This is a genomic window from Mycobacterium sp., assembly GCF_046330795.1.
GTDB lineage: Bacteria > Actinomycetota > Actinomycetes > Mycobacteriales > Mycobacteriaceae > Mycobacterium.
The window spans coordinates 156,995-178,841 of the sequence record NZ_JAXLSA010000002.1 but is presented as its reverse complement, the minus strand read 5'-3'; the positions used below and the strand labels follow the sequence as shown (position 1 = coordinate 178,841).

At 66.7% G+C, this 21,847-nt stretch carries 20 protein-coding genes, 1 tRNA gene and 9 pseudogenes; 13 read left to right on the top strand and 17 right to left on the bottom strand.

Going from position 1 to position 21,847, the window contains the following annotated elements; translation table 11 throughout:
- Positions 1 to 26 precede the first annotated feature (26 nt).
- A complete protein-coding gene (locus tag U0R18_RS08095) occupies positions 27 to 1,616 on the top strand; it encodes a B12-binding domain-containing radical SAM protein (protein WP_526367699.1) in 1,590 nt (529 codons plus the stop codon).
- 68 nt (positions 1,617 to 1,684) lie between these two features.
- Here the strand turns inward: U0R18_RS08095 and U0R18_RS08090 are convergent, their stop codons facing one another.
- Both U0R18_RS08090 and U0R18_RS08085 read right to left on the bottom strand, forming a co-directional pair.
- Entirely contained in the window at positions 1,685 to 2,527 is an 843-nt protein-coding gene (locus U0R18_RS08090) for an SMP-30/gluconolactonase/LRE family protein (protein WP_526367698.1), read from the bottom strand.
- A gap of 134 nt (positions 2,528 to 2,661) precedes the next feature.
- Complete coding sequence (locus U0R18_RS08085; RefSeq protein WP_526367697.1) at positions 2,662 to 3,429, bottom strand: hypothetical protein; 768 nt, start codon at positions 3,427 to 3,429, stop codon at positions 2,662 to 2,664.
- 358 nt (positions 3,430 to 3,787) lie between these two features.
- On the opposite strand from U0R18_RS08085, the gene U0R18_RS08080 reads away from it, so the two are divergent.
- The 5 genes and pseudogenes from U0R18_RS08080 to U0R18_RS08060 all read left to right on the top strand — a co-directional run bounded on the left by U0R18_RS08080 (position 3,788) and on the right by U0R18_RS08060 (position 7,260).
- A complete protein-coding gene (locus U0R18_RS08080) occupies positions 3,788 to 4,156 on the top strand; it encodes a hypothetical protein (protein ID WP_526367696.1) in 369 nt (122 codons plus the stop codon).
- A gap of 168 nt (positions 4,157 to 4,324) precedes the next feature.
- A complete protein-coding gene (locus U0R18_RS08075; RefSeq protein ID WP_526367695.1) occupies positions 4,325 to 4,639 on the top strand; it encodes a hypothetical protein in 315 nt (104 codons plus the stop codon).
- Positions 4,640 to 4,681: 42 nt separating this feature from the next.
- Positions 4,682 to 5,068, top strand: coding sequence for a Mu transposase domain-containing protein (locus U0R18_RS08070; RefSeq protein ID WP_526367694.1), 387 nt, complete (start codon positions 4,682 to 4,684; stop codon positions 5,066 to 5,068).
- Positions 5,069 to 5,310: 242 nt separating this feature from the next.
- Positions 5,311 to 6,089 (top strand): annotated as a pseudogene (gene istB, locus U0R18_RS08065) (IS21-like element helper ATPase IstB).
- A gap of 970 nt (positions 6,090 to 7,059) precedes the next feature.
- On the top strand, positions 7,060 to 7,260 hold the full coding sequence (locus tag U0R18_RS08060; protein ID WP_526368315.1) for a hypothetical protein: 201 nt from the start codon (positions 7,060 to 7,062) through the stop codon (positions 7,258 to 7,260).
- Here U0R18_RS08060 and U0R18_RS08055 read toward each other — a convergent pair.
- Both U0R18_RS08055 and U0R18_RS08050 read right to left on the bottom strand, forming a co-directional pair.
- Positions 7,162 to 7,385 (bottom strand): annotated as a pseudogene (locus U0R18_RS08055) (SHOCT domain-containing protein). The gene U0R18_RS08060 and the pseudogene U0R18_RS08055 overlap by 99 nt on opposite strands.
- 12 nt (positions 7,386 to 7,397) lie before the next feature.
- Positions 7,398 to 9,048: pseudogene (locus U0R18_RS08050) on the bottom strand (multicopper oxidase family protein).
- A gap of 125 nt (positions 9,049 to 9,173) precedes the next feature.
- On the opposite strand from U0R18_RS08050, the pseudogene U0R18_RS08045 reads away from it, so the two are divergent.
- Together U0R18_RS08045 and U0R18_RS08040 are read left to right on the top strand one after the other, a co-directional pair.
- A pseudogene (locus U0R18_RS08045) lies at positions 9,174 to 9,922 on the top strand (response regulator).
- 139 nt (positions 9,923 to 10,061) lie between these two features.
- A complete protein-coding gene (locus U0R18_RS08040; RefSeq protein ID WP_526367693.1) occupies positions 10,062 to 11,132 on the top strand; it encodes a sensor histidine kinase in 1,071 nt (356 codons plus the stop codon).
- Positions 11,133 to 11,135: 3 nt separating this feature from the next.
- On the opposite strand, the gene U0R18_RS08035 is transcribed toward U0R18_RS08040, so the two are convergent.
- Positions 11,136 to 11,276 (bottom strand): heavy-metal-associated domain-containing protein, encoded by a 141-nt coding sequence (locus U0R18_RS08035; protein ID WP_526367692.1) that lies wholly within the window; start codon positions 11,274 to 11,276, stop codon positions 11,136 to 11,138.
- 11 nt (positions 11,277 to 11,287) lie between these two features.
- A pseudogene (locus tag U0R18_RS08030) lies at positions 11,288 to 12,064 on the bottom strand (DUF305 domain-containing protein).
- 183 nt (positions 12,065 to 12,247) lie between these two features.
- On the opposite strand from U0R18_RS08030, the pseudogene U0R18_RS08025 reads away from it, so the two are divergent.
- Positions 12,248 to 12,652, top strand: a pseudogene (locus U0R18_RS08025) (DUF302 domain-containing protein).
- A gap of 91 nt (positions 12,653 to 12,743) precedes the next feature.
- On the opposite strand, the gene U0R18_RS08020 reads toward U0R18_RS08025, so the two are convergent.
- From U0R18_RS08020 to U0R18_RS08000, 5 genes and pseudogenes are all read right to left on the bottom strand, one after another.
- Positions 12,744 to 12,899: a hypothetical protein gene (locus U0R18_RS08020; RefSeq protein ID WP_526367691.1), complete on the bottom strand. Its 156-nt coding sequence runs from the start codon at positions 12,897 to 12,899 to the stop codon at positions 12,744 to 12,746.
- A gap of 123 nt (positions 12,900 to 13,022) precedes the next feature.
- Entirely contained in the window at positions 13,023 to 13,217 is a 195-nt protein-coding gene (locus U0R18_RS08015) for an HAD family hydrolase (RefSeq protein WP_526367690.1), read from the bottom strand.
- Positions 13,214 to 13,606, bottom strand: a complete 393-nt coding sequence (locus U0R18_RS08010; RefSeq protein WP_526367689.1) for a hypothetical protein — start codon at positions 13,604 to 13,606, stop codon at positions 13,214 to 13,216. The genes U0R18_RS08015 and U0R18_RS08010 overlap by 4 nt, the downstream gene beginning before the upstream one ends.
- Positions 13,607 to 13,657: 51 nt before the next feature.
- Positions 13,658 to 14,245: pseudogene (locus U0R18_RS08005) on the bottom strand (HAD-IC family P-type ATPase).
- Between the two features lie 545 nt (positions 14,246 to 14,790).
- Positions 14,791 to 15,070 (bottom strand): annotated as a pseudogene (locus U0R18_RS08000) (cation transporter); the annotation flags it as partial.
- A gap of 223 nt (positions 15,071 to 15,293) precedes the next feature.
- On the opposite strand from U0R18_RS08000, the pseudogene U0R18_RS07995 reads away from it, so the two are divergent.
- Positions 15,294 to 16,467 (top strand): annotated as a pseudogene (locus U0R18_RS07995) (Ig-like domain-containing protein); the annotation flags it as partial.
- A gap of 247 nt (positions 16,468 to 16,714) precedes the next feature.
- Positions 16,715 to 16,990, top strand: a complete 276-nt coding sequence (locus tag U0R18_RS07990) for a hypothetical protein (RefSeq protein ID WP_526367688.1) — start codon at positions 16,715 to 16,717, stop codon at positions 16,988 to 16,990.
- Between the two features lie 88 nt (positions 16,991 to 17,078).
- Here the strand turns inward: U0R18_RS07990 and U0R18_RS07985 are convergent, their stop codons facing one another.
- Entirely contained in the window at positions 17,079 to 17,261 is a 183-nt protein-coding gene (locus U0R18_RS07985; protein ID WP_526367687.1) for a hypothetical protein, read from the bottom strand.
- A 479-nt stretch (positions 17,262 to 17,740) separates the two neighbouring features.
- Between U0R18_RS07985 and U0R18_RS07980 the strand changes: the two genes are divergently transcribed.
- Complete coding sequence (locus U0R18_RS07980) at positions 17,741 to 18,184, top strand: YncE family protein (RefSeq protein ID WP_526367686.1); 444 nt, start codon at positions 17,741 to 17,743, stop codon at positions 18,182 to 18,184.
- A gap of 16 nt (positions 18,185 to 18,200) precedes the next feature.
- Here the strand turns inward: U0R18_RS07980 and U0R18_RS07975 are convergent, their stop codons facing one another.
- Positions 18,201 to 18,407 carry a hypothetical protein gene (locus tag U0R18_RS07975; protein WP_526367685.1) on the bottom strand — a complete coding sequence of 69 codons (207 nt, stop codon included), beginning with the start codon at positions 18,405 to 18,407 and terminating at the stop codon, positions 18,201 to 18,203.
- A 133-nt stretch (positions 18,408 to 18,540) separates the two neighbouring features.
- Between U0R18_RS07975 and U0R18_RS07970 the strand changes: the two genes are divergently transcribed.
- On the top strand, positions 18,541 to 18,744 hold the full coding sequence (locus U0R18_RS07970) for a hypothetical protein (RefSeq protein WP_526367684.1): 204 nt from the start codon (positions 18,541 to 18,543) through the stop codon (positions 18,742 to 18,744).
- A gap of 73 nt (positions 18,745 to 18,817) precedes the next feature.
- Here the strand turns inward: U0R18_RS07970 and U0R18_RS07965 are convergent, their stop codons facing one another.
- The 4 genes from U0R18_RS07965 to U0R18_RS07950 form a co-directional block, all read right to left on the bottom strand.
- The gene (locus U0R18_RS07965) at positions 18,818 to 18,955 is read right to left on the bottom strand and encodes a hypothetical protein (protein ID WP_526367683.1); all 138 of its coding nucleotides are present in this window, start codon (positions 18,953 to 18,955) and stop codon (positions 18,818 to 18,820) included.
- Positions 18,956 to 19,807: 852 nt separating this feature from the next.
- Positions 19,808 to 19,880: transfer RNA gene (locus U0R18_RS07960), tRNA-Ala, on the bottom strand.
- Positions 19,881 to 19,931: 51 nt separating this feature from the next.
- Complete coding sequence (gene sepX / locus U0R18_RS07955) at positions 19,932 to 20,951, bottom strand: divisome protein SepX/GlpR (RefSeq protein WP_526367682.1); 1,020 nt, start codon at positions 20,949 to 20,951, stop codon at positions 19,932 to 19,934.
- Positions 20,952 to 21,193: 242 nt separating this feature from the next.
- A complete protein-coding gene (locus tag U0R18_RS07950; RefSeq protein ID WP_526367681.1) occupies positions 21,194 to 21,847 on the bottom strand; it encodes a GNAT family N-acetyltransferase in 654 nt (217 codons plus the stop codon).

The following is a 21,847-nucleotide window of genomic DNA, read 5'->3' as shown; positions in this document are numbered from 1 at the left end:
AACGCGGCCATCCGGCCCATTGCACCGTGGCCACCGATCCGAGCGAACGGACGATCATGGCCGACATCGTGCTCATCAACCCGCGATTCGAGTTGTCCTACTGGGGCCTCGAGCGAGCGCTGCCGTTGGTCGGCAAGAAGTGCAATCTGCCGACGGCATGCCTGCCACTGTTGGCCGCGCTGACGCCGCCGGGTCACCGGGTGACGATCATCGACGAGAACGTCGAGCCCATCGACTATGACCGCGTCGCGCGGGCCGACGTCGTCGGGCTCACCGGAATGACCGTCCAGCGCGCCCGGATGCGGGAGATCCTGGGCGAACTGAAGTCCCGCGGGACCTTCACGGTCGTCGGCGGCCCGTGGGTGAGCGTGCAGGAGGACTACTTCGACGGCCTGGTCGATGCGATCTTCGTCGGCGAGGCCGAGACCACCTGGCCCCGGTTCCTCGAGGACTGGGCAGCCGGCGCCCATCAGCCGCGGTACGAGCAGTCCGAACGGACGGACATGACGCAGGTCCCCGTACCCCGCTACGACCTGCTGAACGCCGGCGAATATCTGTTCGGCAGCATCCAGTTCTCCCGCGGGTGCCCGTTCCAGTGCGAGTTCTGCGACATCATCGTCACGTTCGGCCGCCGGCCGCGGCTCAAGACCAGCGCGCAGGTGATCGCCGAGCTCGAGGCGCTGCGCCGCCAACATCTGACCATCGCATTCATCGTCGACGACAACCTGATCGGCAACAAGGCCGCGGTGAAGGTGCTGCTGCGGGACATCGCGGCCTGGCAGGAAGCCGAGGGTTATCCGTTCTCGTTCTTCACCGAGGCGTCGCTGAACCTCGCCGAGGACGACGAACTGATGGCCCTGATGGACGCGGCCAACATCCAGGTCGTGTTCATCGGGATCGAGAGCCCGAACGAGGAATCGCTGCGCGAGACGAAGAAGTACCAGAACGTCCACAAGGGGGACACCGCCGTCGATCGGGTCCGCCGGATCCAGGACGCGGGACTCGAGGTGTGGTGCGGAATGATCGTCGGATTCGACCACGACGATACCCAGATCTTCGCCGCCCAGCGCGAATTCATGCGTCAGACCGACATCATGCATGCGATGGTCGGCATGCTCTCGGCCATCCCCAAGACGCCCCTGCACGCCCGGCTGCACGACGAGGGCCGGCTCGATCTCGAGGACCTGCAGCCCTTCGGCACCAACGTGATCCCGCTCGGCATGTCCCGCGAACAGCTGCGTGACGGGTACGTCGCACTGATGCGCGATCTCTACGAACCGAACTTCTATTTCGAGCGTCTCGAAAATCTCTATCTCACAAGGAAGTTCAATTTCTCCCGGGCCCGCGCCGAATACTGGAAGCGGCACCGCTGGCACAGGCGGCGGGCGAAATCCCTCGACGCGCTGCGCGCGGCCGGGTTGTTCCTGCGGCTCATGACGACCATCCCGGAGCCGCACCTGCGCCGGATCTACCGCCGCGAGATGGCGACCATACTGCGCCGCCGACCGGATCCCGCCGTGTTGTTCATCTGCGTTATCAAGTGCGCGATGCACTACCACCACTACTCGATGTCGCGACAGATGGTCGAGGAGCGCGCCCTGGTGAACACCTTCTGACGCGACGCGCTACGGGTGGCGAAGCACGCGCCGACGGCGATCGCAACAGTCCTCGCAGACGGCTCGTCCTACGGCGATCCTGCACCGGGCACATCAACGCGCGCCTGCATGATCCACCCCGTCGACGTGCCTGCCATCAGCCCCTCATGGGTGGTGTCGTTGACCGCCATGTACAGGGTGCGCCCATCGGCGCCACCAAGGCATGGCGCGACCGCCCAACCCTGATCGACCGAAATGCGATGGGTTACTTCGCCACCGGCGCGGACCCGGAGAAACTCACCGGTGTCATAACACCCGACCCAGACCGCTCCTTCGGCGTCGACGCACAGCCCGTCCGGATGACAGTCCCCCGGTAGGTCCGCGAACACCCGCTGCTCGCCCAGTCCGCCGTCGGATAGAAACGAATACGCAAGAACCCGTGAGCCGTTGGTCTCGTTCACCACAAGCGTCAAGCCATCGGGCAGCACCCCGAGACCGTTGGGCACCGCAAGATCCGTCGCGACCACGCGCAGGTCACCGTTGCGCTGAAGGAGGCCGATACCACCACCCATCGCCGTTCCGTAGTGCTGGTACAGGTCGACGAAGATCCGACCGTCCGCGGTGACGACAAGATCGTTCGTCGACCACGCGGCGTCACTCACGTCCACCGTGTCGATCACTGTTCCGCCGGCATCGACGAAGTGGACCGTCGGCGCGAACAAGCTCGACACCACCAATGTCCCGTCGGGCAGCCAACCCAGGCCGGACGGCCGCTCGACCTCGACCTCGGTGGCGAGGTCACCAATCTCACCGACCGAGTACACCGTGCCCGCGGGACTGTCGGTGAACCACAGCCGCCCGGATCGCCACCGGGGTCCTTCGCCGAACACGATTCCGTCCACGAACGGACGAGCTTCGATGGCTGTCACCATCGCTGCAGACTAACGAACGGATTCAGAGAGCCAGGACACGGTCATGACATCCCTTGCCGCACATCGTCATTGAGTCGGCCGCAGGACTTCCACCGGTGCCGATCGGCCGTGTTGGGAACGGTCACCGATGCCGATCAGGCGTTCCCAGTGGCACGACCGATCTCGACAGTCTGCCCGTCGAAGGGAGCGGTACAGGCCGCCACGAGTCGCCACGATTGGCCGATGAGCGGAGCGGGGAAGGTCAGGGTCGTACTTCCTCTGGCAGCAAGACTGAAGTCGCGATGGACCGGCAAGCCCAACCCATTGACCTCGGTCGCATCGTAGGTGCACTGAGCCGCAAGATCGGAGGTGTTCCCCACGGTGACGTTCACCTGCAGACCGGCCCTCTGGACGTTCATCGTCACAGCGTTGGTAGGAGCGGCCTTCTTGACCGGGCAGGCGTCGTTGACCGGGATCACGGGGCCACCGTCCGGACATTGCTTCGTCTGCGCAGGCGCCGGAGGTGGCGGAGCCGGCGCTGCAGGAGGCGGCGCGGCGACAGCCGGCGCGGTGTACGTGTAGTCCGACCACGCACCACAGTCGTCACCGCTCGTCATGTGCTTGCGGCAGCCCTGGACGGCGTAGTTGAACCCGGACGACATGTTGACGGTCTGGGTTATGGTCGCGCCGCACGACTTTCCGATCTCGCTCTGCGGGAGGGCGTTGACCCTGGTGTGCACCACGTCCCCGGCATAGTCCTCGTAAACCCGCGGGCAGCCTCCAATCGTGCACACCACCTGGGAATCATTGGCCTTCTTGCAGGACACGTCGTACCCATTGGGCAGCACGTCGGCGTGGGACACCGGCATCGTCACGGCGACGGTGAGCCCCATTACTGCGACGGCGATCGCGAACGCCGCCATTACTCGATTTCGAATCATTACTTCCCCCTCGGCGCCGGCCAGTCTGTCGCCCTGGACCGCGGACCGGCTCTGACGAGGTACAAAGCAACCCCCAATTGCTCACGGTAGAACTGTTCCCAGCACTCTGCCAGCGGTTGCGAAGATTGCCGCCAACGGGTGATCTGCCTGCCAGTGAGTGTGGTCACCTGTCTTGGCCCCGGTTGAGGTGGTTGTCGTCATGAATGTCGGCCCCACCCCGGGGTGGTGATCTAGTCCGCTTGTGGGGGCGGCGTGTCGTCATCAATGTTGGCCCCACCCTGGTTGCGATCTTCGTGTCGGTAATTGGTGATGCGGAGGTCGGGGCGTGGCGAGGTCGCGGGTGGAAGTGTTCGAGCAGATCCGTCGGGATCGGCGAATCGAGGGGCTGTCGATTCGGGAGTTGGCGAATCGCCATGGGGTGCATCGGCGCACCGTGCGCCAGGCGTTGGCATCGGCGGTGCCGCCGGCGCGTAAGCAATACCCGTCGCGGTCGCGCCCGGCGATCGACCCCTATGCCGCGATCATCGACACCTGGCTGACGGCCGATCAAACCGCGCCGGTCAAACAGCGTCACACAGCCCGGCGGATCTTGGCAGCGGCTGGTCACCGAACACGGCGCATCGTGTTCGGAGGTGACGGTGTCGCCGGTGGTGGCTGGCCGCCGCGGCGAGTTGGGGATGCGGCGGGTAGAGGTTGCGGTGCCCTGTGACCATGAGCCTGGCGCGGAGGCCGAGGTGGATTTCGGGGAGTTCTGGGCCCGCACGGGGAACTCATCAAGTGCTGGATGTTCGTGATGCGGCTCTCGTGCTCCGGGCGGGTATTTCCACGTCGCGTTCACCACCTCCAGGCCCAGGAAGCTTTCCTACAGGGACATGTGTTGGCGTTCAACCACATCGGCGGAGTGCCGGCCCGGATCCGATATGACAATCTCAAGCCCGCCGGTGAAGGTGCTCAAGGGCCGGAACTGCACCGAGTCGGATCAGGAAAGCCACTGCACGGTGCAGCCACTACGGCTTCGACAAGCTTCTTTGTCGACCGGGCGGTGATGGCGCCCACGAGAAGGGCGGTGTGGAAGGCGAGATCGGTCGGTTCCGCTGCCGTCACCTGGTACTGGTACCTGCTGACGTCGCCCTCGCTGGCTGAGCTGAACCGATTCATCGCCGCCGCGATCTCCTCGATGACACCCGTGTGATCACCGGCCGGCCCTGCTGATCGCCGAGGCGTTTAGCCCGAAGTGCTCAGCTGCAGGATCTTCCGGTCGAGGAGTTCGATCCCGCCCTGGTGTTGCGGGCGCGGGTGGATCTACGCCGCGGATCTCGGTTCGCCGCTACTACTCGGTGCCCGCCGCTACGCAGGGCGACGGGTGACCGTACGACTCAGCGCCACCACGGTGGAGGCCTATGACGGCGCCAAACTTGTTGCAGCCCATGACCCAGCCGGCCGGCATGTCGAGGTGTTGGCGTTGATCACTACCTGGAGGTGCTCGCGGTCAAACCAGGAGCCTTCCTGGGCCACGGCTCTGGCCCAGGCCAAAAATAGCGGGGCGTTTACATCGGCATCAACGCTTTTGGGATGTTGCTCAAGCCGTTCCCGCGGGGACGCCGCGGAACACGAGCGTTGATCGAGGTCCTGCTGGCCCATCGCAGCTTGCCCGCTCTTCCTCCAGGAGGCGATGAACACCGCGGCTGTTCCGGGATATGCGATCCGCAAGTGGTGGTCATCGAGGCACGCCGCCACAGCTACGGCGAGGACCGGTCCGCTGGTGCGGTACCGGATCGGGGTGGGCACGCGTTATGACCGTCCGGGTTCGACTCTGGCCGCACGGCTATGACGTCTTGTTAACTGGCGAGGGATGACCTGTCGATGACTACCCGCAGTGATGAAGCCGCTCTGGCGGCGACGTAGCCGCCGCCAGGGAACTCCGCCTGCCCAGCATTGCGCCGAGGTGGCGCGAATAGCCGAGATCGCCACCCGCGAACACCAGTCATACCTGGTCTTCCTGTCGGAGTTGTTGGCCGCCGAGGTCGATGAGCGGACCGGAGCGACGCCGCGCCCGCCGCATCGCGGACGCGAAATTCCCCCGCCCGAAACGTCTGTCGGAGTTCAACGTCGACGCGGTCAAAACCATCCAGCCCGCCCAGCTGGCCACCCTGGCAGCTGGACACTACATGAGTGCAGGCGAGCCGGTGGTCCTGCTCGGTGCAGTGGGCATCACCGGCAAAACCCATCTGCTCATCGGGCTGGGGCTTGCGGCCTGCGAGCAGGCCGCCGTCGGGTGCGCTACATCACCTGTGCTCAGCTGGTCAACGAACTCGTCGAGGCCGCTGATGAACGTGTCCTGTCCCGGGTGGTGGCCCGCTACGGCCGGCTGGATCTGCTGCTGTTCGACGAGGTCGGGTACGTCCAAATCGACCACCGCGGATGGAATTGCCTTCATCATCACCGAACGGAGGAAAGAGCCAGTATCGCGCTGGCGAGCAATTTGCCCTTTAGTGAATGGGGAGCGGTGTTCTCCGACCCCCGCCTCGGGTCGCCGCCATCGTCGACCGCATCACTTTCAACGCCCACATCCTGAAACGGGCACGGAGTCCTACCGGCTACGGACGTCCAAGAGCGTTACGCGGCGAAGCAAAGCCGGCTGAATAGCTTTAGCGCTGGCCGGCCTGTGGTGGTGTCGGGTGGTCGGGCTCGGGGTCGCGCCTCATGCCTCCCGGTCCCACGCCGCCCTGACCCATGCCGCCGGGCATCATTCCGGGGCCCATGCTGCCTTGTCCCATGCCTCCTGCTGCATTTGCATCATCGGGCACCGCGGCCCATGGGGCTGCCGGGCTGCATCTGGCCGCTCTGTAAGCCCTGATGCCACCCGTAGCCGCTTGACGCGCGGGCCGCGAAGAATCCGGAGAAAAAGACTACAGCGATGATGAAGACAATGCCCGCAACGATCCTGACCCCATGCCAGGGCGCGGTAGAGCCGACCGTTGCGGTGGACATCCTCGGTGGGGCCACCGGCGAGACAATCGTTGCGGCTTCTGGGGATTCGGTCATTGTGCTGTTCCCTCCTGCAATTGGGCCGGTGCGTTCGTTCGAACAGTCGGCGTTGGCCTTACACTGCCTGTGTCCCGCCCTCGTGGCGGGCTCGACTCCACCCCGCGCCCGTGTGGCGGCAGGTTGCGTATTGGTTTTGTGAAGATTCGCTCGGATGAGAGAGCGCGCGGCGTCACGGGCGAATTGCTCTGGCGCTGCCGGACGGGCGAGCCCGCCAGATCGGGGTACGAGCAGGTAGGTGCGGATGACCGGATCCAGTTCGATCCGCAGGAAGCAGATGTGGATTCGCCGCGGTCGCGGAGCTCGCGGAAGAAATTCGGGCGGCCCAGCAGGAAGCTGGTAGCGATCGGTGCCCTCGGTGTCGGTCCAGTCGCGGATTGATCGCGCTGCCGCGCAGCTGGATCGTCGCGGGCGGGATCGGCCATAGCAGCTTGCGGGCACCGGAATCACCAGGTAGAGCAGGCTGCATTGGCGGCGATGCTGCGCTTTTAGTAGGTATGCCGGTCATGACGTACATGACCGAACCGAGGGTGACCAGGTCATTTCCGCGGAGGCGGATGCCCATCGGTGTCGCTGGTGGACAGCACGCGGTCGGTGGCGGCGCACTGGGCGCCGCAGCACGGTGGTGTAGGCGAGGATTCGTGCGTCGCGGCTGCCCTGCCCGAGCGGTCACGGTGCGGTGGCCCGCAGAACGTCGAGGCGGTGGCGGTATTCGGTCTCGTCGATCTCCCCGCGGGCGACCTTGGCCGCCAGCATCTGCTCGGGTGACTCAGAATGCGGTAGGGCGGCACCCGGTCATGACGTCTTGCGCTTTGGGTGCGCTGGCGGGTATCGATGAGGGCGATGATGCCGACGATGATGAGGGCCCAGAACAAGACCATTCCGATAACCATGCCTGCGTATCCTCATCCGCTCGCAATGCGGGTCGGACTGGAACATCGGGAACTTCTCCTTCGTTCTCTCTGTGAGCTGTGGGAGCCGGTGTAGTTGAGGGTGGTCATCATCCCGGCGTCCATGTGATAGGCGTTGTGGCAGGCAACATCCAGATTCCGGGGTTGTCGGTGACCAGCCTGACCGCCACGGTTTGCATCGGTGTGACGATCACGGTGTCCTTGCGCGGGCCCGGGGTGCCGTCGGCTTTGATGACCTGGAAGGTGTGGCCGTGCAAGTGCATGGGATGCCACATCATCGTGTTGTTGGTGAAGGTGAGCGTGGCGTGTTGGCCTTCGTGGATGGTCAGGGGCTTGGTCTGATCGAAGGGCCGGCCGTTGATCATCCAGTCGTAGGCCATCATCGTGCCGGTCAGCCTGGCTTGCAGGTCCAGGTCGCTGGTGGTGGGCAGCTGACCTGCGGGGTGGCGGAGAAGGTGTCCACGGTGCCCACCAGCCCGGTCAACTCCGTCGGCCGGAACGTCGGGTCGGGTGCGCTGCCGGCGGCGTGCGGACAACAGCGCGGGCCACGGCGTTCTTGCCTTCGGCTGAGGCGACCAGGGGGAACACCCCGTCTTTGGCGGTCACAATGACGTCGTAGCGCTCTCCCATGCCGAGCAGCAGGGCGTCGACATCGGTGGGGACGACGGGGAATCCGTCGGTGTGGGTGGCGGTCATGCGGCGACCGGCCGGCCACTCCGGAACGCGGTGTCCGCGCCGGCGTTGATGATGCGGATACGGATCCGCTGACCGGGTTTGGCGGTGAATGTGGTTGCCGCCGAGGGGATGCGGCCGCGGTAGTAGGGGTAGGTGACGTCGCCGTCGCCGCCGAGCAGGGGGCTGGTGGACGTGGCCGCTCCACGCCTGGGGTGCCGGGCATCGACCCCATGCCGCCCATCCCGGGCATCTGACCCATGCCACCTATGCCGGGCATGTGTCCCATATCGCCCATGCCACCCATGCCGGGCATGTGTCCCATGCCGCCCATGCCGCCCATGGACTTCAGGCCGTTGAAGATCTGTTCGGGGCTGCTGCCGACTCCGGAGGTCCAGTCGTCGAGCATGACGATCCACTCGGCGTCGTAGTGGCCTGGTTCGGCCGGGTCGTCGATGATGACCGGCACGTACAGGCCGTAGTCGGTGTCCAGCCCGGTGTGCGGGTGGCCCAGTAGGTGCCCGGGTAGGGCGAGCTGAACCGGTAGGTGAACGACTTTCCAGGATCAACGTTGGGGTGGCGGGTGCGGCGCCGTCCATGTCGTTGCGGACCGCCAGTCCGTGCCAGTGCATCGACGTCGGGTGGTCCAGGCCGTTGTCGACGGTGACCGCAATGTCATCGCCGACGTTGGCGCGGATCATCGGGCCGGGAACGGCGTTGTTGTAGGCCAGGGTCTGCGCCCGGGTGCCTCCGAGGTCGATGTCGGCCGGGCCGGGGGCCAGGGCGTGCGGTGACGGTCTTTCCGGTGTGGGCGGGCGGCTTCGGCTGCGGCGATGGGATCGGCCGGTCCGCTCCCGTTGGGCGCGGTGGCGGTGGTCGAGCGGCTGCAGGCGACCAGGGCCGCACCACCGAGCACGCTGGCAGCGAGAAACCCGCGCCGGGTCAGAGCGGTGGAGCCAGGTTTGCCGGTCATCACGATCCCGTCGTTCGTGGCGTTGTCCTCACTACTGTGCTCCGCCTGCCCGGGGGTTTGGTGTTGGTTGTGTGAAGATTCGCTCAAGATGCGGACCTCGCGTTCGGGCACGGCACGATGAAGGCATGGATCCGAATTCCGAGCCCGCGGCGGGTGGCGGCGACCTGGGCTATGCGCCTGGTGGTCGACGACGAGGCGGCGCTGGCCGACGTGGTCTCGGCTATCCTGACCCGCGAGCACTTCGAGGTGACGGTGTGCCACACCGGGGCCGAGGCGCTGGCGGTAGCCCGGGAGGTCGACCCGACGTGGTGGTGCTCGATCTGGGGTTGCCGGGCATCGACGGGCTGGAGGTCTGCCGCCAACTTCGCGTTCTCCGACGCCTACGTGGTGATGCCGGCCGCCCGAGACACCGAAATGGACACCATCGTCGGGCTGTCGGTCGGGGCCGATGACGCTATGTGACCAAGCCGTTCAGCCCGCGGGAGTTGGTGGCTCGGATCAGGGCGATGCTGCGCCGTCCCGCGCGGTACCCGTGGCGGCTCTGGTCCCGCCCGCCGTCGAGGCTCCACCGCGGGTGTTCGGGCCGCCTGTCGATCGACATCGCCGAAGCCGGCTTGGTCTTCTTGATGGCGAGTCGATCCCGTTGACCCGCACCGGGTTTCGACATTCTCGCGGCCCTGTCGTCGCGGCCCGGGGTGGTGTGGAGCCGCCGCCAGCTGATCGACGCGGTCTGGGGGAGGCCGTGGGTCGGCAACGACCATCTCGTCGACGTTCACCTCGGGCACCTGCGCCGCCGGCTCGCCGGGCGACCCGCGATCCGAGGTTCGTGTTCACCGTCCGTGGGGTGGGCTACCGGATGGGCAGCGGGGAATGACCGCGCCCGCAACGCGCACCGGGTTCGGGATGCGCCGGCGGCTGTTGCTGGCCCAGACTCTGGTGCTGCTCGCCGGCGGGGTGACCACCTGGGTGGTGGCCTCGCTGGTGATCCGCCGCTGTTCCGCGAGCATCTGCACATGGCCGGGGTGGCCCACGACTCCAACGAGCAATTCCACGCCGAGCAGGCCTATCAGCATGCGACTACGCCCATCCCGATCGCAGTCGCGATCGCGGTGGCCGCGTCGGCCGCGTTCGTGGTGACCGCCTACCTGAGCCGGCGACTGCAGCGTTCCATCGCCGAGGTCTCCGCAGCGGCCTCCGCGGTCGCCGAGGGCCGCTACGACATCCAGGTGGCCCCGCCGAGACTCGGGGAGGAGTTCGACGAACTGGCGGTGGCGTTCAGCCGGACAGCGCAGCGTCTTCAGTCGGTGGAATCCACCCGCCGCCAGCTCTTTGGTGACCTCGCCCACGAGATCCACCCCGGTCTCGGTCTGGAGGCCTACCTCGAAGCCGTCGAGGACGGCGTGAAAACCCTTGACCCGCCAACCATGGCGATGCTGCGCGAGCAGACCGGGCGGCTGGTGGTTCTCCAACGACGCCGCCGCGCTGGCTACAGGCCAAGGCCTTGCGCCGCGATCACCCCGCAGTGGGTCGACGTCGATGAGCTCGTCGGCGCGGTGAAAGCCGTTGCCGCCGAACGGTACACCGTCAAGGGGGTCACCCTGACCACTCGGACCCATGGTGGGCGTCTGTGGGCCGACCGGCAACGGCTGATGCAGGTGCTGGGCAACCTGCTCGATAACGCGCTGCGCCACACCCCGGGCGGTGGGCATGTCAGCCTGACGGCCAGCCGCGCCGGCACCGAGGTGGTGTTCACCGTCGCCGACGACAGCGAAGGGATCGCCCCCGAGCACCTGCCGCACCTCTTCGAGCAGTTCTACCGCGCCGACACGCCCGCGACCGTGGACGCGGTGGCTCGAGCATCCAGGCTGGCCATCGTCAAAGCCCTGACCGAGGCCCACGGCGGTCACGTCGCGGTGACCAGCTCCTGGACGGACGGGGAGATGCCTTCACCGCCACGGTGGCGACATCAACGGCCCCGGCGGTGCGGGGTTCACATCAGCCGGCGGCGGTGCCGACCAGTTCATGGCCGGCGCGATCGATCGCGTCGCGCATGGCCTCGGTGTCCAGGGCCGCCGAACTGGTGACAGTCACGGTCGAATCACCTTGCGCAGGACAAGATCGACGGCGACGTCGGTGACGGTGCCCAGCGTGTGAAGCTCGCTGGTCACCGCCCAGGCGCAATGCCCGCACGTCATGCCCCGGACCCGGTAGGTCTGTGTCTGGGACACGGGTTCTCCTCCTACAGCGAACTCGGGATCTGGTTCATGGTGTCGATTTCCTTCTGCTGGCTCTCAGGGATCGACTTCGCGAGCGCGATGGCGTCGGTGGACTGACCGTTCTTGATCTCGTCCTGCGCCATGAGCAGGCGCACCCTGGTGGTGCTTGATCATGCCGGTCAGGTAGAGCTTGGCGGCCTGGACGCCGTCGGCGTTCTTCAACGCGTCCATGTCAGCCTGCGACATCATGCCGTCCATTCCGGACATGTCCATGCCGCCGTGATCCATGCCGGGCATCATCGAACCGCTCGGCATCATCGAGCCCGCTGGGCATCATGCTGGTGGTGGTCGGTGTGCGGAGTCCTGCATGCCGCCGTGGTCCATACCGGGCATTCCGCTCATGCCGCCGTGGTCCATACCAGGCATCCCGCTCATGCTCGGCATTCCGCTCATGCCGCCCATGCCCCACTGGCTGATCCAGCCCTGCATCGTCTGGATCTCCGGGCCCTGGGCGGCCTTGATCTGCTTGGCCAGGTCCACCACGCGCGGAGTCGATGCCCTGTTTGGCCAGGATGATGTCGCTCATCTCAATGGCCTGCTGAGTGATGCGGAATCATCATCTGCGCGAAGTGCATATCGGCCATGTTGTGCGCGGCGGCCGGCGCAGCCGGGAGGTCTGGGTCGTCGACGGCGCCGCCGAGGACGTGGCTTCCTTGGTCGCGGTGTTGCTACACGCCCCCGAGGGCAGCCACCGTGGCCAGCGCAGCCATGCCGGTCACCACAGTCCTTGTCTTCTTCACCACCTTGCTGCTTTCGTTGTCGTCACGTTCGTTCGGTTTCCAGCCTTCCGCGCGTTGATAGGGGTGTCCCTGGCCGTTCTGTGAAGATTCGATAAAGAACGGCCTGCGGCGATCCATCCGGTGGATGGGCGTGCCGAATTCGGGGAAGAGGAACCCGTGACGGGCCGCATGAGGGGAAACACCATGAGCATTGCCATCTCGACTGCCCTGCAGTCCTCGTTCGCCGACGCGGTGACCCACCCGTGAGGCACTCGCCGGCCAGGGTTTCGGCGTCCTCACCGAGATCGACATGAAAGCCACCCTGAAGGCCAAGCTGGACCAGGACATGGAGAACTACCTGATCCTGGGCGCCTGCAACCTCCACTGGCCCACCGGGCGGTGGACATCGACCGCCAGATCGACTCTACACTGCCGTGCAACGTCGTGGTGCGCACCGACCCTGACGATGACACCCGGGTGCTGGTCGAGGCGATGAATCCCCAACTGCTGGTTCGGGTCACCGGCGAACCCGCCTTACAGGAGGTCGCCGACGAGGTCACCGCCAAACTGCGCGCGGCGATTCGAGCTTTGGGTCCGACCTCGGAGTAGACGCGCCGGCTGTCACACCGCGGTGGCTGCGGGCTGCTGGGCGCTTGAGGCGCTCGGCGCTGGGGGTACCGGCAGTTTCAGGCCTTGAGCATCAGGGCATTGACGGCGACGATAAAACTGGGCCGACATCGACGCTGGCGGCGATCTCCGGGCGCAGCACAAACCCGAACACCGGTTTGAGCACCCCGGCCGCGATGGGCAGGGCGATCACGTTGTAACCCACGGCCCACCAGAGGTTCTGGCGCATCTTGCGCAGTGTTCCTCTGCCGATCCGCAGGGCGATTGGCACGTCGAGGGGATCGAGCGCATCAGCACTAGGTCTGCGGTTTCGATCGCGACGTCGGTGCCAGCCCCGATCGCGACCCCGAGATCAGCCTGGGCCAGAGCAGGGCGTCGTTGGCGCGTCGCCGACCATGGCGGCTTTTCGGCCCTGGCTCTGCAGGTCGGCGATCTTGGCGGCTTTGTCTCCGGGCAGCACCTCGGCGATGACGGTGTCGATGCCGAGTTGGTCGGCGATACGGGTGGCGGTGGCCTGGTTGTCGCCACTGAGCATGACCACCTTCACCCCGAGGTCGTGCAGCTCCGCACGGCGTCAGCGGACGTCTCCCGCGCGGCGTCAGCCAGGGCGACCACCCCGACCCCGCGCCCGTCGACGGAGATCAGCACCGCAGTGCGCCCGCTCGCGGCGAGCTCATCGCGGCGTCCCATCAACGCCGTCGGGAAGTCCACCGCTTCCTCGACCATGAGTTTGCGGTTGCCCACATCGACCCGCCGGCCAGCGACCGTCGCGGTGGCGCCGTGGCCAGGCACGTTGCGGAAATCCGTCAATAGGGCTGCTGCGGCGCCCTTTTCGGTGGCGAAGCGCACGATCGCCGCCGCCAAGGGGTGCTCGGACTCCTTCTCCACTGCGGCGACCAGAGCCAGCGGATTCTTGCTCGCCGATCCCCTCGGCAACGAAATCGGTGACTTCCGGCTCGCCTTTGGTGAGTGTGCCGGTCTTGTCCATCACCACGGTGTCGATCCGGGCTGAGGTCTCCGGGGCCGTGGCGTTTTGAACAACACGCCCCGTTGGGCGCCCAGGCCGGTACCCACCATGATGGCCGTCGGGGTAGCCAGACCCAGGGCGTCGGGGCAGGTGATGACGACCACCGTGATCGCGAAGAGCAGCGCGGCGCCTTCTCCGGCCCCGACGGCCCACCAGACCGGGAAGGTGACTGTCCCGCCGATCAGCGCGACCAGGACGAGCCAGAAGGCCGCCCGGTCGGCCAGCCGCTGCCCGGGCGCCTTGGAGTTCTGGGCCTGCTGCACCATCGCCACGATCTGGGCCAGTGCGGTGTCGGAGCCGACTTTGGTGGCGCGGACCCGCAAGGTGCCGGTGGTGTTGATCGAGGCGCCAATGACGCTGTCGCCCTGCGCTTTAGACACCGGCAGGCTTTCCCCGGTGACCATCGACTCGTCGACCTCGAGGCGCCCTCTTCAACCGTGCCGTCGACAGGGAATCTTGGCCCCGGGCCGGATCAACAACAGGTCGCCGACCACCACCTCGGCGGTGGGCACCTCCACCGGTTCACCATCACGGACGACCACCGCCATCGGCGGCGCAAGTTCGAGCAGGGTGCGGATGGCTTCGTTGGCCCCGCCCCGGGCACATCTCGAACCAATGTCCCAGCAGCACAAGGTTGTCAGCATCGCGGCGGCCTCGTAGAACACCTCGCCGCCGCCGGTCAGCAGGCCTTGCCGACGCTGTAGAGCCAGCCGTGCCGACGGCGACGGCGACCAGGACCATCATGTCCAAAGTCGAGGCCCACGCAGGGCCGCCAGGCACCGTCGAAGAAGATCCACGCCGAGTAGAACACGACGGGCAGGCTCAGCGGGAAGGTGAAGACGTCGTCGCGCATGCCGAACGGCGCCGGCATCATGAAGCCGAGCATGTGCCGGCCCATCCGGGAGAACAGCATGATCAGGATCGACAGCACCAAGGCCACCGGGAACCGGTTTCGCATGTCGCGCACCATCGCGTCCATCGACATGCCCGCGTGGCCGCCGTGCCCCATCATCTCGTGCGGCGCCGACAGGCCCGCCTCGGGAGCGTGATGGCGGTGGTGGACATGGCCCGTCTCGGCGGTATGGGCCGTCAGTTCAGCCATCGGATCGCAGACATGGTGGGGCACTGAGCGGCCGGCGCAGTGGAATCCGCAGTCGCGTACCCAGTCCGCAAGTTCACCCACGGAGGTCGTGGCCGGGTCGTAGGTCACCGTCGCGGTCTGGTTGACGGCGTTGGCCTGCACCGCTGACACCCGGCCGGCGCAGCGACGCCGACTCGATCACCGCGGTCGAGGTCGCCCAGTGCAAGCCGCCGACGTCGAGGACAGTGCTTTCAGGCGCATGGTTCTCCGTCCGCGATCTGCTGGCTACCAGGCTTCCCCGTGAGCACAGGGTTCTTGTGCGGGTTCGACAAAGATTCGATGAAGATTGCCGGCTCGGGCCGGACGCGAACCGACCGAGAGTGGCTCGGTGATTAGGTTGGGCATTATGCGCGCCCTTCTCCAGATGTTACGGCGCATGGCTCGGATCCCGGACGCTGCAGAGGAACACTCTGCTTGCGGTTCATCTGGTCGTCCTGCTCGTCGTGGCGCTCGCCATGCCGGGGGTGTTTCGCTGCCGGCTTACCGCTGTGTGGGCACGACGCCGACTCGGCGCACGGTTCGTCGCCTGTGACGGTATCGGCACCAGCTCGGTACAGCTGTCCATGCAGCCAGGACCCGACGCGAACAACGTCGACCCGCTCGCCCCCGTCACCGTCACCGCGGCCGCCGGCAGCGCGAACGTGGAGATGGTCAACGGGACCGGCAAGGCCGTCGAGGGCGTGATGACCCCGGACAACACGGTGGCGGAAACCCACCGTGCCGCTGGGCTACGACCGCAGCTACACCGTGACCGCAACCGGCCGCGGCGCCGACGACGTCACCCGCGCCCTGGTGTCGACGTTCCCCGCACAGTGCCCGGCAACCAGACCGCGGTGAGACTGACCACCACCGGCGGCTGGCCTCGTCGACGGCGGCACCTGATCAGGACTGTCGTGGTCGCCCGCTTCGATGAGCCCGTCCTGACCGCGCAGCCGCCCAGCGCGCCCTGCGCGTAACCACCAACCGCCCGTCGACGGTGCGTGGACCTGGGTCGACGACGCGACCGCGCACTGGCGGCCCCAGCACTATTACGCCCCCGGGCACCACCGTGAACGTCGCGGCCAACATCTACGGCGTCCCCCGCGGCCAGGGCCTGTACGGGCAAGCCGACGCGAGCGTGAGCTTCCGCATCGGCGACGCCCACGTCTCGATCGCCAACGACGTCACCAAACAGGTCAGCGTGTTCAGCAACGGCCAACTGGGCGCACCATGCCGACGTCGATGGGGATGGGCGGCAGCGAAACCATCAGCGGGCGCACCATCAGCTTCTGGACCCAACCCGGGATCTACACCGTGATGGACAAGGCGAACCCCGTCGTCATGGATTCCTCGACCTACGGCCTGCCCATCAACTCCCGGCTGGGCTACAAGCAAACCATCAACTGGAGCACCCGCATCAGCACCGACGGCATCTACCTGCACGCCCTGGAAGACACCGTGTGGGCCCAGGGCAACACCAACGTCTCCCACGGCTGTCTGAACCTCAGCGCCGAGAACGCCGAGTGGTTCTACAACTTCTCCCCAGCCCGGGGACATCGTCGAAGTCCGCGACACCGGCGGAGCCCGCTGCAACAGTGGCAAAACGGCGACTGGAGCGTCCCCTGGGCGCAGTGGCTAGCCGGCGGTGCCACCTGTGCACCGCCGTCACCCACCGTCCCCGATGCCCCGGCCGAGCACTGGAGAAACAGGGAGCCGATGGTCAGCCCCACGCTGATCGCGGCAACCGCGGCCGCTGTTGTGGATCGCCGCCCTGGTCGTCGCCGGCGCCGCCATTGTCGCTATCGCCGTCGCCACCGGCGCCCTGCGGCTAGGAAGGTCTGCGGACTCCGCACCATCGACTGAGCAGGTCGCGCAACAACGCTGCCAAGCCGAGGTGATGAAACGGCTGGTCGCCCCGGACAAGGCCACCCTCTCCGATGTCCGTACCGAACCCAGCACCCTCGAGCACGAGGGCCGGGACTTCTCCTCCCTGACAGCCAGCGAAGCGCTTAAGGGTGTCGACACTTCGCGTATCACGGTGCTCAACGTCTCCGGGACAGCCAACGCGCCCAGCGAGGTCGGCACCACGATCCAAGACCATTTCGACTGTCGCGCCTACTTCGTCGACGGCGCACTCGCCCACACTCTGGTGGTCTTCGACCACGGCCACTGAAAGTCCGGTTCAGCGAGGCCGAAATGCCGTGAGGGTCAGCAGGGGTAGCGTGGAATTCACGTCAGGACGCGGTGCGTCCTTCGTCGGCTCAGGGGGCCACGTTGGCGACAGCAGTACGGGCGATCACCGCCATCACCCTTGTTGCAACAGCCCTGACGGGATGTTCGAGCAAGCCCCAGGCATCCCCACCCCGGTCCGGATCGGTCTGGGTCGCCGATGAGGGCCACGACAACGTGTCGGTCATCGACGCCGCCACCAACACGGTGACCATGACCCTCACCGGAATCAAAGGGCCACACAACATCCAAGTCGGCCGTGACGACTCGGTGGTGTACGCGGTCGAACGGCGCCGGCATCGTCGTCGCCATCGACCCGGCCACCTACCGGGTGACCGCCACCGCGCCCACCGGACCCCATCCCGCCCACGTCATCGAAGCCCCCAACGGCAAGGTCTACGTGACCAATTCGAGGACAGCACGGTGTCGGTCTACGGGCCCCAGGATTTGAGCCCGGCTGGTCGGATCACCCTCGATGGCATGCCCCATGGGCTGCGGGCTGCCGCCGGTGGCTCGGTCATCGTGGTCGCCAACACCATGGACGGTGCGGTCGATCTGATCGACCCGGCCACCGACAAATACGTGAGGAGCGGTGCCGGTCGGTACGAGTCCCGCTCAGGTCGCGGTCAACGGCGGCCGCTACGAGTACGCCTACACCGGGACCTCCGACCGCCCAGTGTCGTGAAAGTTGATCTTGCACAACGCAAAGTGGTCGGCAGCGTCGCCGTTCCCACTGCGCCGGTCCAGCTCTATCGTCACCCCTGATGGCAACGAGGTCGTCTCCGCCGACCAAGGCACCAAGGACGCCCCGGGACACACGCTGTCGGTCATCGACACCAAGGCCATGACGGCCCGCAGCACGGTCACCACCGGTGCCGGGCCGCACGGCGTGGTCGTCGACGACTCCGGCACATGGGCGTGGGTGACCAGCAACACGACAACACCGTCACCGCGGTCGATCTCTCGTCGTCCACCGCGATGCCCCCGATTCCCGTCGGCACCGAGCCCAGCGGCATCCAGCTACTCGTCGCGACCGCCCGCGACCGCCCCGGCCAACAGCACAATCCTCGACATCCCCAGCCCGTCCAACGTCCCGCCGGGTGAATCCCAGTCCGATCCGCACAGCGGACACCACTAGGCCCCGTCGGGTGCGCTCAATCGTCGTGGTGATGCTGGTGCCCGTCCGCGTCACCATCACCCTCTGACTCGCCGACGAAGAAGACTGGGCCGGAGCCGGTTTCGCGGCAAGGCACCGCCGCGGGCGGCGCGGAGGCCTCCGGCGCTGGCTGGGCCACCCCACCCGCCGGGACGCCGGGCTCGCCATGATGGTCGCCGTCGACCTCAAGGGACATGTCGGTCACCGGCAGCTGCTCTCCGGCGCCACCAGCCCTGGGGGAGCCTCGAGGGCCGACGGATGGTGATCGCCGTCCATGTGCCCGTCTGCATCCATGTGAGCGTCGCCGTCATGTGCGCGCCATCCATGTGGCTCTCCATGTGGGCATCGCCGTCCATGTGCGCCTCGTGATGGGAATGATGGCCCTCCTGCGCCTCGGCAGCTGCCCCATGGTGATGGTGATGGTGGCCCTGCAAGCTGGCCGCCAAGCCCAACGTGACCGCCCCAGCCACGATGGTGTTAGCCCCATGAGCACCATCGCCCGCCCGAAAACCGGACACCTCTTCGGGCTGGTGCGTGCGTGACCACGCCCACCCGGCCCCCATGACGACATAAAGCTGAAGCAGCAGAACACGATCTCCCGGCTGCCCCCGCAGTTCAGAGCTGACCTGCCGACGGCCCGACCGGCGGCCCACTGATACGGGACATCACCCACAATCCGGCCGCACCCACATTCGCCGCAATCCCGGCGGCCAGCACCCAGGCGTTCTGCCGCGGCCGCACCAAACCCCACACCAGCTGAAAACTGGCCAAGGACCGCGAAAAACACGCCCGACGGCAACCAATCCCGCCAATGCATCGGCGTGACAGCGAAGTGAATCACCGCCGCACCCATCGACGCCACCGCCGCGCAGCAGCGGCCAGCCAAAATGTCGGACTTCGTCAGCTTTCTCGTGGCCCGGCAATGACGCTCACACAAGCGGTGAATCAGCACGAGCAGCAACGGATAACAGTCGCGTCCCAGATCCGCAACGCACAAATCAGGACTCAGCAGTCATGTCGTCACGACAAAGACCGCCGCCCTAGCTGCAGTGAGGCAGTGGAGGCTCACGAACAGGGCCAGTATTCGCGACGATCGGTGGAGCCGAACCGCTGACGAGACGCATACCGAACACCGACGCTGCCGCGGCGCTGGCCATTATGCCCCGTACACAAGCAAATGATCCGGGAATACGCAACGCACCGGCCGTGGATGGATCGGCAGGAGGACCGATTTCGCGGGGCTGTCCACCGCGCTCGGCCAGCGAGTATTCGATTTATCTTGTGCAACAACACAATTCACATGTGCGGATACCGGGATCTGGTCCCGCTGCCCGGATCGGTCCGGTTCTCTGGATCCATTGACAGCCCGCCGCGTTCGGTGGAGCGTCGAGACGGGCCACCGGGTGTGAAATCAACCTCTGACCCTCGCGCACCCGGTGGCCGACAACCAAAGGCCCGCCCGTCGTCGGGGACGCGTACTGATCACTCGTCGGTGCCCTGCGCAGTGACCGAGAGTGCCGGTTAAACGCATCAGTCGACGGCCGGGGCGATCTGTAACCCATGTCGCGACTCATCTGTCACCGATGACGCGACTCATCACAAATGTGGAGCTAAGGGGAATCGAACCCCTGACCTACTCGATGCGAACGAGTCGCGCTACCAACTGCGCCATAGCCCCTTGGTCGCTAGCAGGCTACCAGCCCACCAGGATCAATCCGAAACCAGCGGGTCACTGCCCCGATGCGCGTGGCAGGTCGTATTCGCGGGCGAACGACGTATACTCGAGATGCTCGAAGACGGGGTCCTCGTCGTCGATCTCGAGCACCGCAGCCCCGGGGCGGCGCAACCGTGCCGGCACCACGTCGAGCTCGCGGTCATCGGTGTTCTCCACGCCCAGCCGCGCACGCGACATCCGCTGCATCCGCCGTCTGCGCAACTGCTCCTCGATACGGGTCTGACGGCGCAGGTACGCCAGATAGCCCAGCGTCGCGACCGCCAGAGTGGCACACGCGTACCAGGCCGTCGGGGTCCACGCGAAGGCCAGCACGGCGCAGAGCAACAGCAGTGCCGCCATCGTGACCAGCGCGCGGCTGCGGAACCGGTACTTGCGTGCGCTGACGGCGGCCGCCGTCTTCGTCGCGTACCGGACCTCGCGACCGGCCACTGGGGCGACGGGCTCGTCGGCCTCGGGCTCCAGACCGGAGGTGTCCTCGACGTACTCGTACTCGTCGGCGGTGCCGTCCTGAGTCTCGGCGTCCTCCTCGGCCACCGGAGGGTCGGCCACCGACGGCTCGGGTTCCGTTTCGGCACTGGCGAATTCGAGCGGCAGCTCATCGGTCTGCGGTTCGGCCACTTCCTCGGCGACCGGCAACGCGCCGGAGTTCTCCTCGACGATGTCGACGTCGAGGTAGTCGGGTTCGTCCTCTTCGGCCAGCGCGGTCACCACCGCGACCGAACGCACCCGCGACGGCTTGCCGGTGACCACCACGGGACCGGTGTCGTCCTCGTCGAAGTCCTCGAAATCGTCGTCGGCCTCGGGACGCCAGTGCGGGTCGCTGCGGTGACCGGCGGCCGGACCGCCTCGCCTGATGAGGCGGGCTGCCCGGGTGGTGTTGAGGACGCGGGTCGCCAGGGCGACGTCGCTGGTGCGCCGGACGGTGTCACGCCGATTGATGAGCATAGGCACCAGCACGAACAGCCAGAGCACGACGAGGGAGATCCACAACAGTGATTGGGGGATGCTTGGCATGGTGGCCTGCTCCTTTCCCCTCCAGGCTAGGTGTCGTGAGCTGCGCAATCAGGACGACGCGCCGAGGTCAATTACACACCTGTAATTCGATTCAGACAAGCACCACGAGCCACAAATGTCACATTGGTAACAGCGGCGTCATTGCAGCCGCCGCGAGGAGCCAGTTAGGTGACCCCACAGGCCCTGATCGGGGCAAAAGGTGGCTCCTCGCCGCGGCCGGATACGCGGCGGCCGGGTGACGCTCACACCCACCGCGCGCGCCCGGCGTGCACCAACTCCGCGGTCACCGATCCCCTGATCTCCTCGACGGTCAACCCCATCAGCAGGTGATCGCGCCACCCGCCGTCGACGTCGAGGTAGCGCTTCAGCAGCCCCTCCTCCCGGAACCCGGCCTTCGCCAGAACCCGGCGGCTGGCCAGGTTCTCGGGCCGGACGGTCGCCTCCACCCGGTGCAGCCGGACCGCACCGAAGCAGTGATCCAGTCCCAGCGCCAGTGCACCGGTGGCCACTCCCCCACCCGTGAGCGCACTGTGCACCCAGTACCCGATCCACGCCGAGCGCAGCGCGCCGTGGGTCACGTTGCCGATGGTCAGCTGACCGCCGAATTCGCCGTCGACCTCGATGACGTACGGCAGCATCCGACCGCGGCGCGCCTCGGCACGGATCGCCGAGCACACCGACGGCCAGGCCGAAATCCCGTGGCGCGCATTCCATTCCAGCTCGGCGGTGGGCTCCCAGGGTTCGAGGAACGGCCGATCGTCCAGCCGCAGCCGACTCCACTGCGTCGCGTCGCGCATCCGGACCGGACGTAGTCGCACGACCCCCGCGGCCACGCGGAGCGGACCCACCAGCTCGGGCCAGCCGGGGTGCACACTCCCGGCCCGCAGGAAACTCAC